At 41.6% G+C, this 11,379-nt stretch carries 9 protein-coding genes and 2 pseudogenes; 3 read left to right on the top strand and 8 right to left on the bottom strand.

What is annotated here, in order from left to right; all coding sequences use genetic code 11:
- Both CDZ78_RS16705 and CDZ78_RS23290 read left to right on the top strand, forming a co-directional pair.
- Positions 1-1,232, top strand: a pseudogene (locus CDZ78_RS16705) (DUF1254 domain-containing protein); the annotation flags it as partial.
- Between the two features lie 68 nt (positions 1,233-1,300).
- Positions 1,301-1,565: pseudogene (locus tag CDZ78_RS23290) on the top strand (SPASM domain-containing protein); the annotation flags it as partial.
- A 55-nt stretch (positions 1,566-1,620) separates the two neighbouring features.
- Here CDZ78_RS23290 and tnpC read toward each other — a convergent pair.
- The 7 genes from tnpC to coaBC all read right to left on the bottom strand — a co-directional run bounded on the left by tnpC (position 1,621) and on the right by coaBC (position 9,224).
- Complete coding sequence (gene tnpC / locus CDZ78_RS16695; RefSeq protein WP_087871005.1) at positions 1,621-3,030, bottom strand: IS66 family transposase; 1,410 nt, start codon at positions 3,028-3,030, stop codon at positions 1,621-1,623.
- 505 nt (positions 3,031-3,535) lie between these two features.
- Positions 3,536-4,642 carry a 3-isopropylmalate dehydrogenase gene (leuB, locus tag CDZ78_RS16690; protein ID WP_087871004.1) on the bottom strand — a complete coding sequence of 369 codons (1,107 nt, stop codon included), beginning with the start codon at positions 4,640-4,642 and terminating at the stop codon, positions 3,536-3,538.
- Between the two features lie 109 nt (positions 4,643-4,751).
- On the bottom strand, positions 4,752-5,639 hold the full coding sequence (argB, locus tag CDZ78_RS16685; protein WP_087871003.1) for an acetylglutamate kinase: 888 nt from the start codon (positions 5,637-5,639) through the stop codon (positions 4,752-4,754).
- Between the two features lie 159 nt (positions 5,640-5,798).
- Complete coding sequence (locus CDZ78_RS16680) at positions 5,799-6,716, bottom strand: phosphomannomutase/phosphoglucomutase (RefSeq protein ID WP_280175597.1); 918 nt, start codon at positions 6,714-6,716, stop codon at positions 5,799-5,801.
- A 185-nt stretch (positions 6,717-6,901) separates the two neighbouring features.
- Complete coding sequence (locus tag CDZ78_RS16675) at positions 6,902-7,555, bottom strand: cache domain-containing protein (protein ID WP_087871001.1); 654 nt, start codon at positions 7,553-7,555, stop codon at positions 6,902-6,904.
- A gap of 42 nt (positions 7,556-7,597) precedes the next feature.
- The gene (gene dut / locus CDZ78_RS16670) at positions 7,598-8,053 is read right to left on the bottom strand and encodes a dUTP diphosphatase (protein ID WP_087871000.1); all 456 of its coding nucleotides are present in this window, start codon (positions 8,051-8,053) and stop codon (positions 7,598-7,600) included.
- Positions 8,046-9,224 carry a bifunctional phosphopantothenoylcysteine decarboxylase/phosphopantothenate--cysteine ligase CoaBC gene (gene coaBC, locus CDZ78_RS16665; protein WP_244559276.1) on the bottom strand — a complete coding sequence of 393 codons (1,179 nt, stop codon included), beginning with the start codon at positions 9,222-9,224 and terminating at the stop codon, positions 8,046-8,048. Before coaBC ends, dut begins: the two co-directional genes overlap by 8 nt.
- Before the next feature lie 105 nt (positions 9,225-9,329).
- Here coaBC and radC point away from each other — a divergent pair, with 105 nt between their 5' ends.
- Positions 9,330-10,004 (top strand): RadC family protein, encoded by a 675-nt coding sequence (gene radC, locus CDZ78_RS16660; protein ID WP_087870998.1) that lies wholly within the window; start codon positions 9,330-9,332, stop codon positions 10,002-10,004.
- Between the two features lie 16 nt (positions 10,005-10,020).
- Here the strand turns inward: radC and CDZ78_RS16655 are convergent, their stop codons facing one another.
- Complete coding sequence (locus CDZ78_RS16655) at positions 10,021-10,914, bottom strand: phosphoribosylaminoimidazolesuccinocarboxamide synthase (RefSeq protein WP_087870997.1); 894 nt, start codon at positions 10,912-10,914, stop codon at positions 10,021-10,023.
- Positions 10,915-11,379: the final 465 nt, after the last annotated feature.

Genomic DNA, 11,379 nt, shown 5'->3' with positions numbered 1-11,379 from the left:
ACCAGCATTGTGTATTTCAGCTACTCAATAATTGGGAAACTTCAGTTTACCTATAAAGACACGGCAGTCGTCACTCCCAATAGCGACACGCCATATTCGATGCTTTGGCTGGACTTGCGCACGGAACCCATGGTGCTTTCAGTACCTGCAGTACCAAAAGAGCGCTACTACTCGGTGCAGCTTGTAGATGGCAACACCTATAACTATGGCTATATCGGTAGCCGCACAACCGGAACAGAACCGGGTAATTATCTCGTAACGGGTCCCGACTGGAAAGGTGAGGCACCGCGGCAGGAATCAAAAAGGTTTTCCAGTCTACGACACCCTTCTCGCTGACCGTATTTCGCACCCAGCTTTTCAACGCTGAGGACATGTCGAATGTAGTAAAAGTGCAGGCTGGATACAAAGCACAGCCGCTGTCTGCATTCATGAAACAGCCTGCACCACCCGAAGCAGCTAAGATAGATTTCCTTCCGGCTACGACCAAGGGCATCAAAGAAAACTTCTACACATACCTTGATGCCGCCCTCCAGCTTGTGCCATTGACGCAGGAAAACAAGGCGATCCGTGCCAGGCTCGCCAGAATCGGAGTTGGCCCGGGCAAGACTTTCGAGTTCATGGACCTTTCGCTGGAACAAAAAGCAGACGTCTTACAGGCAATGAAAGATGCCGACAAAAAAATAAATATTTTTCTAGCGACTGGAATGAAAAATATAAATGGCTGGAAGCTTGGTTCACTCTTTGGTGATCGAGTTTTCTACAACGGCAATTGGCTGAAACGAGCCGCTGCCGCCCGAGCAGGCATATACGGGAACGATGCCCTGGAAGCCTCATATCCTATGACACGGACGAATGCAAGCGACGAGCCCCTTGATGGCAGCAAGCACAACTATACACTGACATTCCCTACAGGTCAGCTACCGCCCGTGAATTCCTTCTGGTCAGTGACAATGTATGATGGCAAGACGCAACTTCTAATCAAGAATCCAATCAATCGCTACCTTATCAATTCACCCATGTTGCCGAATATGAACAAAAACGAAGATGGCTCGTTGACGCTATACATTCAGAAGGACTCTCCGGGGAAGACAAAGGAAGCGAACTGGCTCCCTGCACCTGCTGGCCCGATCTACCTAGTCATGCGCCTATACTGGCCTAAGGTGGAAGCACCTTCCATCCTTCCGGTTGGCAAGAGTACCTGGACTCCAACTCCTGTCATCCAGACTCAGTAAGCGCTCAAAGAATTCTTTGAAGCTAGGGTCTTTCTATGACACTATATTGAATATTTTAATGCGTTACAGAAAGCCCCCATTTTTTCATGAATGGCTGCGGAACCACCTTTTTAACCATTGCACCGGATGGTATTGCCCTACCCTGTCATTCAGCACGTGAGTTGCCAGGCCTATTTGCTAACAGGGGATATGTATAAAACCGACCCAGTATGTAGCAAGTCACCTGACAGACGAGTGATTCAAAATGCGATAGATTCAGCTAGAGAAAGTGCCTTATCAACTGACGAGCAACCTTTGATTTTTCGGAATAGCAAAAATCCCAGGGCCTATTGAAATATCAATGTAATTCTTTATGTAACTACTCAGCGTAATTTACAGTTGGATAAAATTATAAAGAAAATTTAGGCAACTTTCCCTCAAACACAAGAGTCATTGCCAAAGTTGCACTGACACCTTGTTTACGGCACGTTGCTAAATAACCTCTGACGCGACAAAATATTTTGGCTCCCTCGGTACTGCGAAAGCAACCCGATATTTTCTGTTGAACTTTAGTCATCCGAATCGAATTTTCAGCAGCATTATTGGTAAATGGCACGTAGGCGATTGTCATGAAGCGCAACACATCCTCTTCAAAATCAATAAGCCTTTCAAGTAAGTTTCTCGCCTTACTGCGTTTTATTCGTCCCCGTTTTACTTCTTTTGGTTTATCGGGCGGCGGGCATTCTATTTCTGCCTTACCGAGTAATTTCCTGTATTGTATTTTCCATTTCTCTGCTTCTTCATGTGGTAATAGGCCACCTGCCTCATTCACTGCATCATTCATTTTTTCTAGCAGCCGTTTCATTTCAAGTGCCCAACTTTGCTTATCTTGCTCCCAGGCGCGCGTCAATTCTCTCAAATGGTGCGCATTACAGAGTGAATGGGTGCAATCATATTTATAATAGGGCTTCCAGTGATCATGGCACAAGATGCCATGATAGCGTGGCAGTATATTGATCTCATTCATTGCCTCAGTGCCACGTTTGGCATGCGGAAAGAAGTGAGTCCATTTATCATTGGACGTACCATGTAGCCAGTGTCGCTTACCATTAATGTTAATACCCGTTTCATCAGCATGAATACACGGTGATACCACTAACTTTTCTTTACAGATCGCTTCAAACTTGGCTAATTTCTCATAAGCCTGTTTATTGAAATTATAGATAGAGCCTTCGCTAATCGGCATGCCTAATTGATCAGTTAAATACTCTTGAATTCGATTGTAAGGTAATAACTGGTATTGCGATAGATAAACGATATGGGCCTTTATTCCGTTACCATACTGTACTGCCTTGGTAACATTGTCAGGAAATGGGGCGATAAAACATTGTCCATTTTCATTTATCAATCGTTGTGCCTGATACTCAATCACAACTCGTGAAATATCAATATCGAAGACCTGACGTGTTTCAAAGCCATCTTCCGTGTATTGCCCTTTAGGTAAAGTACGACGATCTATACTAATGACCTCGATGTCATCAGGGTCCTCTATTTTTTGCAATGTCGTGCCGACATGCGACTTTTGCCCACCCGAAGGTTTATCTGATTTTTTGCGACTGCCCTTTTTTCGGTTGGGATCGCTTGCTGGTGGTTTGCTACTATTTTTACTGTTTAGCGTGACTCGATTTAATAATACTGTCACTAATAATAGAATCATTTCCAGCGCTGATTTTAGTGCAGGCGATATGTCACGCTCAGCCGCAAGTAATTGCCTGGCATGAGTGACTGCAGAATCAACATCAACGTTATCTATTTTCAACGAAAAAACCTGTATCGCTATAAGAACAGGTATATTATCTCATGGGTTTTTAATCCCGAATTTTCCTCGTCACAAGCTGTTTTGAAGAGATTAAAAAAGTTGATCGGGATCGCCAGTATTTAAAAGCATCTTGCGGCTGACTATTAAGACAGGACCAATAAATGGCCTATTTGATGGCTATTCTGCAGGAGACTAAAAACCACAAAAATAAGGCTAAAACTCTGTCAAGAACTTTTTTAATTATTTACGCTGAGTAGTTACCAATTTTTTTTGTTATATGGAAAGGTATCTCAGATGTATGCATAATTTCTTTCATTTACTGTCCTCAATATAACTATTGACATGCGTACCCTACATACAGAGGGTGCAGGCTATAACCTACACCCAGTTTTCTGAATATTAAAGAGAGCTGATGCCATAACTTTCAGATATTAATTCTCTCAAAATAGAAGTGATTTATCTGGAAAACTATTGTGTAACTTTAGGTAACGGGAAAAGCAATCAATCAGACCCTAGGCATATTAGATAATTTTTCTACAACCTTATCACCAAACTCAACTGTACTGATCATATTAACACCTGACCCTGGCCTGGATAGATCCGCAGTTGAAAATCCATCAGCAAAAACACCCTGCATCGCAGCCCAGACGTTTTTCGCTTCATCTTGCATATCAAAACTGTTTTCCAGCATCATGGCGACAGAACCGATCATGGAGTAAGGATTAGCTATATTCTTTCCTGCAATATCAGGTGCAGAACCGTGCGATGGTTCATAGTAGGATTTTTCATCCCCTAGGCAAGCCGATGGCATTAATCCTAATGAACCGAGAATGCCGCCGCCCTGATCACTTAAAATATCGCCGAACATATTTTCCATCACCATCACATCAAACTGTGTAGGCTTTAAACAGAGTTGCGTTGCAGCCGCATCAACCAGAATATTGATTACTTCAATTTCAGGATACTCTTTAGCCACTTCTTCCATAATTTCATTCCATAAAACGCTAGATTTTAGGACATTACTTTTATGAATATTATGCAGCACCTTTTTTCTATGACTCGCTAATTTAAATGCCTGATGCATAATCTGACGAATCTGTGCTTCCGTATATTCTAGCGTTTCTTTTACATAGCGCTGGCCGTCTGCATCAACGCCTAGTTCTTTTTCACCAAAATATAAGCCACCAACTAATTCACGCACGATAATAATATCGATACCTTCACCAATAATTTCTGGTTTTAATGGCGAAAAATGTGCTAATTCTTTAGGTAAAGATACCGGGCGAAAATTTGCATAGGTATTGTAGCGGCGGCGCATAGGTAATAATGCACCACGTTCAGGCTGCTTATCAATAGGAATACCTTTTGATTCCTCATGGCTCAAACCAATAGGACCTTTCAGGATCGCATCGGCACTATCGCAGATATCTTTGGTTTCTTGTGGAAAAGCATCTCCGGTTGCAAAATAAGCACAGGCACCAAACAAAGCTGGCATTAGCTCAAAGCTGACATCATTACGCTCTTCAACCAGCTTTAAAACCTTTACTGCTTCCTGTGTAATTTCCGGCCCAATTCCATCACCTGCCAATATTGCGATTTTGTAATTCTTCATTATTTACCTTTAAAAAATATTCGTTTAAAAATCTACAGGTTATTTTACATTATCTATAGGCGTAATAACTGATTAATACACTGCCGACTTCAACAGATTATAAAAATGCTTAACTGATAAGTAGTGTACCAACCCCTTGATCGGTAAATAGCTCAAGCAAGACGGCATGCTCAACACGCCCATCAATAATATGCACACTATTAACACCGCCTTTTAAGGCATCTGTTCCACAGCGGGTTTTAGGAATCATCCCGCCCGAGATTGTACCATCAGCAATTAATGCATCAATATCTTTAAGCGTTAAGCCAGTCAGCAAGTTATTTTGCTTATCCAGAATGCCTGGAATATTGGTCAATAATATTAATTTTTCGGCATTTAAAACTTCTGCAACTTTACCCGCAACTAAATCAGCATTGATATTATAAGATCGTCCATCATCACCCACACCAATAGGAGCAATAACTGGAATAAAATCACTTTGGCTGAGCATCTCCACTACCGAAGGGTCAATAGAGCTGACTTCTCCAACATGCCCTATATCAATAATTTCGGAAGCCCCTGATTCCTTATGAAACTGTTGCATATCAAGTTTACGAGCACGAATAAAATCACCGTCTTTACCCGTCAAACCAACCGCCTTTCCACCCGCCATATTAATCAGGTTAACGATGTCTTTATTGACTTGTCCACCCAGCACCATTTCAACGACATCCATGGTTTCACTATTAGTAACGCGCATACCATTAACAAACTCAGTTTTAATATCTAGTCGCTTAAGCAGGTGCCCAATTTGCGGCCCACCACCATGTACAACGATAGGGTTAATACCCACTAACTTCATTAATACAATATCTTGCGCAAAACGGGTTTTGAGGTTTTCATCAATCATGGCGTTACCGCCATATTTGATAATAACGGTTTTACCTTTAAATTTCTGAATGTACGGTAATGACTCGATCAGTACGTGGGCTATGCCTTTGGCAGTCTTTTCTTTCATTGTAGCGGTCTGGTTTTAGTATTAAGTTCTTGTTATTTTATTTGGGTGGACGGCATGAATTATGCCATTAGTGAGCGAAGAATAAATAATCAAAGACTGCAAACAAACGGGAATAAAAATCGTTAGTTTTTTTAATATCAGCAATGACTGTATCTAGGTTTAAAAAGGTAACGCTATTTCTGGTTTTATTTCCAGAATCAGTTGCCGAAACTGATCTTGTATTCGCATTAAAATTTCTTCTGTTTCACCTTCAAAACGAACCACCAGAGAGGGTGTTGTATTGGAAGCACGGATTAAACCAAAGCCATCGGTAAAATCTATCCGTAAACCGTCAATATCCGTTATTCTGCCATCAGCGGGAAGACTTTTACTAGCAAATAACTGCTGCATAAACGTAATATTTTCACCTTCTTCCAGGTCGATACTTAGGTCTGGAGTACAAGGGCTATCAGGAAATTCTGCAAATACCATAGCACTGGCTCGCGAGTCTTCCGAAAGTATTTCTATAAGTCGCGCCCCAGAATATAGACCATCATCAAAGCCAAACCAGCGATCATTAAAAAATAGATGGCCACTCATTTCACCAGCAAAAATGGTTCCTGTTTCCTTAACTTTCGCTTTCATAAACGAATGCCCTGTTTTCCAGACAGTAGGCGTCCCACCATTTCTTATAATTTGTGCCGGTAAATTCTGACTGCACTTTACATCATAAATAATCTCAGCTCCAGGCTTTTTCGCCAGGATATGTTTGCTAAAAAGCATCATCTGCCTGTCTGGCCAAATAATATTTCCATAGGAATCAACGACACCTAAGCGGTCTCCATCACCATCAAAAGCAAGGCCTACATCGGCCTGATGTTCCTCAACTGCGGCAATCAAATCAACCAGATTTTTAGGCTTACTTGGATCAGGGTGATGATTAGGGAAATTACCATCTATCTTACAGAATAATTCAATGACTTCGCAGCCCAGGGTTCTAAATAGCACAGGAGCTAACTCACCTGCGACGCCATTACCTGCATCAATGACGACCTTCATAGGTCGGGCAATGCGAACATCTTCAGTAATAAAGCCAATATATTCATTGGCTGAAGTTTCCCAATTATTGAGTAGCTGAAATACACAATGCTGGTGTATCGAGGTTTATTTTAGGTGGTTTTGCCATGTTTATAGCAAACCCCTACTTAATTCCCCTTAGGCAATAGCATTTGAAACGAATGAAAAGACTGTTTTTTTCATATAGTTGTAGCATAGTTTCAATTTTACCATAAATAATTATTGGGAAACTTCAGTTTACCTAATGATTTCAGATCAGCACTGCCATGAGAAAATAAGACAAAATCAGCCTGCTTTAGCTCAATAAACATCTGTTCATCGGCAAGTATATTAAAGCTTTGTCGCAGAGCTTGAAAATCGACACTGGCCAGAATAACAGCAATAACCTTACCTTCTTTTTTAATTCCATGGGTAATAGCCAAGTGACGATGCTCGCCCCGCTCACCTTGAATTAATGGTAACTGTGGCTTCTGAAAGGTATTTTTAACCAAGTCCAAATCAGCATAGCCCATACGTGGAACAACCGAATTGTCTGGCTTGTTATCACCTGGTAACAATAACCTGAATGCCATCGCATCAGGCAAATAAGCACTCATTAGCCCTACGACCGCTTTAGCGCGGGGCAAGTCAGAATTATTTAATGCCTCTATAAGCTCAGGTGATTGAGCTATATTGCGTAAAGATTGAGTTAATAACTGCGTACGAGTTGAAATACTTTGTGCAATACCTTTTGCCAATCCATAGACAGCATCCTCTTTAATCTTATTATCGCTAGTTTGCGAGAGATAAAAAACACCTACCCCCGTCAATGCCGTCATAAGAACAGTCACGATGGCAATAATAGAAAAAATACGTCCCATATTTATACCTGTTTATTATGCTTTCCCTAAATCACTCGTTTCTTAATAACGTCCTGTGTGCCCAAAACCACCTGCCCCACGCTCTGTTTGCTGAAATTCAGACACCACTTCAAAATCTGCCTGAACTACAGGAACAAAAACCATTTGCGCAATACGTTCAGCAATCTTGACCGTAAAAGCTTGCTGTCCTCTGTTCCAGCATGAGACAAATACCTGCCCTTGATAGTCAGAATCAATCAAGCCAACAAGATTACCAAGCACGATACCATGCTTATGGCCTAAACCTGAGCGAGGTAATAAAACCGCCGCTAACTGATGATCATTAATATGAATAGCAATTCCCGTTGGGATCAGGATCGTTTCACCGGGCGATAAAACCACATTCTCATCCAGACAGGCGCGTAAATCAATCCCTGCCGAACCGTCAGTTGCATAAGCAGGCATAGGGATTTCATTACCCAGGCGTGAATCTAATATTTTAAGTTGAATTTTATGCATCTAATCTCTCAGCGATTAAAACCAATAGTTGATTGGCAAGCTGTATTTTATCGGTTATTGGCAAAGTTTTTTGGCCATTGTGCCAATACACTTGCAGTGCATTAACATCAGAGTCAAAGCCCCCCTCGGCTTGACCCACCCAGTTAGCAGCTATCATGTCCAGGTTTTTGCGTATTAACTTATCCTGGGCGTAGTGTTCCAGATTATGAGTTTCTGCAGCAAATCCAACTGTAAAAGGCTTATTATTTAAACTGGCAACACTAGCAACAATGTCTTTGGTTTTGTGTAAGTTTAGTTCAGTTTGTTTTTTTTGTTTTTTGATTTTCTCTGCTTGCACATTACCAGGGGTGTAATCAGCGACTGCCGCTGCAGCAATCATAATATCCTGCCCAGTTACGTGTTGCATTACTGCATCATACATATCAGCCGCACTCTCTACTAAAACTGTATGTATATTTTTAGGGGCAGACAGTGCTACCGGGCCACTAACTAGGGTAACGTGAGCTCCAAGCTTTTGTGCCTGTTCAGCTAATGCGTAACCCATTTTACCGGAACTACGGTTAGTAATATAGCGTACTGGATCTAATCGTTCCCGGGTTGGGCCAGCAGTAATGAGAATATTTTTCCCCTGAAAAATACCTTGCTTACTCGGTATAATACTCCGCAAAATAGCCTCTGGCTCAGTCATCCGCCCAAGACCTACGTCACCACAGGCCTGACTGCCTGCTTCAGGACCAATAAATATTACACCGTGCTGTGTTAAACGCTGAATATTTTCCTGCGTAACAGCTTTATGCCACATCACCTGGTTCATTGCGGGGGCTACATAAACCGGGCATTCAACGGCAAGATATAAGGTGCTTAATAAATCATCAGCAAGTCCATGACTTAATTTGGCAAGACAATTGGCAGTCGCTGGCGCAACCAATAGTACATCAGCCCAGCGTGCCAGGTTGATATGCCCCATAGCATTTTCCTGCTCTGCATCTAGTAACTGTGTATGTACAGGATGTGCTGATAAAGCCTGAAAAGTGAGTGGGCTAATAAACTGAGTTGCAGCCTGAGTCATAACAACTCTGACATCATAGTCATGCTTGATTAACAATCTAACTAATTCGGCTGATTTATAGGCAGCAATACCGCCACTAATACCTAAAAGTACACGCTTCAATGAAATATTCCATTTATGCTTTAAAGTGCTTATTATGGCAAGAGTTACACTTTTCTTCTATGCTTTAATCTAAGAATTCATTATAAATCGCTAAAAGGCTTAAACATGGGAATTAAAGATTGGCCGGCTGATGAACGACCCAGAGAAAAATTACTTATCCAGGGAGCGGGAGCTTTAACAGATGCTGAGTTATTAGCTATTTTCTTACGCACAGGATTACCAGGAAAATCAGCAGTGGCTCTAGCTCAGGACTTATTAGAGGGGTTTGGATCATTGCGTGCTTTACTGCAGGCAGACTGCGCAACATTCACTGAGGCAAAAGGTTTGGGTAACGCTAAATACGCACAGTTACAAGCGGTATTGGAAATGGCGCGACGTCATACCTTTGAGGTGTTAGATCGAGGCAGCGTGCTAACAAGCCCAGAAGCAACACGCGCCTATTTAAGTAACCAATTAAGACACTATCAACATGAAGTCTTTGCCTGTTTATTTTTAGATAATCAACATCATATCCTAAAATATGAAGAATTATTCAGGGGAACCATTGATGGTGCCAGCGTTTATCCCCGAGAAGTGGTAAAAAAAGCTTTGGAGCATAATGCCGCCGCTGTGATCTTTGCCCATAACCACCCTTCCGGCATTTCAGAGCCAAGTCAGGCCGATAAATTGATTACTGACAAACTTAAACAGGCTCTAAGCTTAATGGATATACGCGTCCTGGATCACTTTATTATTGGTGATGGCCTTCCGTATTCTTTTGCCGAGCATGGTTTATTGTGACACATCCCCTTACTTACTAATTTGCAGTTAATATAAGCTCTGCCTCATGATATTTCTGACTGCTAATTGCAACAATATCATCAGGTAGTTCTGGCCCGGGAGCAGTTTTATTCCAGTCTAACGTTTCTAGATAATCACGAATAAATTGCTTATCAAAACTTGGCGGACTGATACCTTGCTGGTACTGATCTGCTGGCCAAAAACGTGAAGAATCCGGAGTTAATGCTTCATCTATTAAATAAAGAGTGCCATCATCATCCAGACCAAATTCAAATTTAGTGTCCGCTATAATGATACCTCGTTGTTTAGCATACTCAGCAGCTGTTGAATATAGCTCTATACTGATATCTCGTACTTTCGTAGCCAGCTCAGCGCCTAGTAAAGGAATAGTTTCAGCAAAGGATATATTTTCATCATGATCACCCACCGCTGCTTTAGTGGACGGCGTATAAATGGCTTCGGGTAACTGCTGTGCCTGCTCTAGGCCTGCAGCTAATTCAATACCACAGACACTGCCTGTTTTCTGGTAATCTTTCCAGCCAGAGCCAATTAAATAACCACGGACTATAGCTTCCACAGGGAGTGGCTTTAATTTTTTGACAATAATGGCACGTCCTTCGATTTGCGCGCGCTCATTTGCATCAGGTACCACCTCTTCTAAACTAAGGCTGGCTAAATGATTAGGAATAATATCCTGCATTTTATTAAACCAGAAATTAGATACCGACGTAAGTACCCGACCTTTACCTGGAATAGGCCCCGGTAACACAACATCAAAAGCTGATAGACGGTCAGTTGTTACAATAAGTAAATGTTTATCATCTATATCATAAATGTCACGTACTTTACCGCGTGCGCGTAATTTAAGATTAGAGATAGAAGATTCAAATAAAGCTGCGGGTGCGTTCATATTATCTGATGAAATTAAATAAAGGAATACCCTCTATTTTATATGAATAACCAGCTTTCCGGCTAATTTTTCTATTCTTCTGGAAGCTCCTACACACTTGAAGACTACTTTCTGTCTATGCTCGAGGCTACTGACGCTATAACCATTCCCTCTAAGTAACAAAAATAAAGTCTTTGAATATATTGTATTTTATTATTTGAAGGTGGGCAGCCAGAAACTTGGCTTAAGATGCTGATTACAAGAAAAATTAACCACGAAAAACACGAAAGACACGAAATTTTTCGCTCCCAAACTCCGTTTGGGAATGCATAACAAGTAAGCTCTCTGCTTACCAAAACTTCTCACAACAGAGCTGCTGCCCCATGTATTCCCAAGCGAAGCTTGGGAACAAGTCAGCAGTTTTATTAGTCTTTCTTTCGTGTTCTTCGTGTCTTTCGTGGTTTATATCGTCTTAGGAATGTGCAC

It is taken from the genome of Bathymodiolus platifrons methanotrophic gill symbiont, from assembly GCF_002189065.1.
Taxonomy (GTDB): Bacteria; Pseudomonadota; Gammaproteobacteria; order Methylococcales; family Methylomonadaceae; genus Methyloprofundus.
Note: the sequence above shows the minus strand (reverse complement) of the source record. Positions and strands in the feature narration are given on the sequence as shown.

What these genes read in the sequence shown, in the direction of transcription:
- leuB (WP_087871004.1), bottom strand. Translation starts at nt 4,642, where the DNA reads ATGAAGAATTACAAAATCGCAATATTGGCAGGTGATGGAATTGGGCCG.
- argB (WP_087871003.1), bottom strand. Translation starts at nt 5,639, where the DNA reads ATGAAAGAAAAGACTGCCAAAGGCATAGCCCACGTACTGATCGAGTCA.
- CDZ78_RS16675 (WP_087871001.1), bottom strand. Translation starts at nt 7,555, where the DNA reads ATGGGACGTATTTTTTCTATTATTGCCATCGTGACTGTTCTTATGACG.
- dut (WP_087871000.1), bottom strand. Translation starts at nt 8,053, where the DNA reads ATGCATAAAATTCAACTTAAAATATTAGATTCACGCCTGGGTAATGAA.
- radC (WP_087870998.1), top strand. Translation starts at nt 9,330, where the DNA reads ATGGGAATTAAAGATTGGCCGGCTGATGAACGACCCAGAGAAAAATTA.
- CDZ78_RS16655 (WP_087870997.1), bottom strand. Translation starts at nt 10,914, where the DNA reads ATGAACGCACCCGCAGCTTTATTTGAATCTTCTATCTCTAATCTTAAA.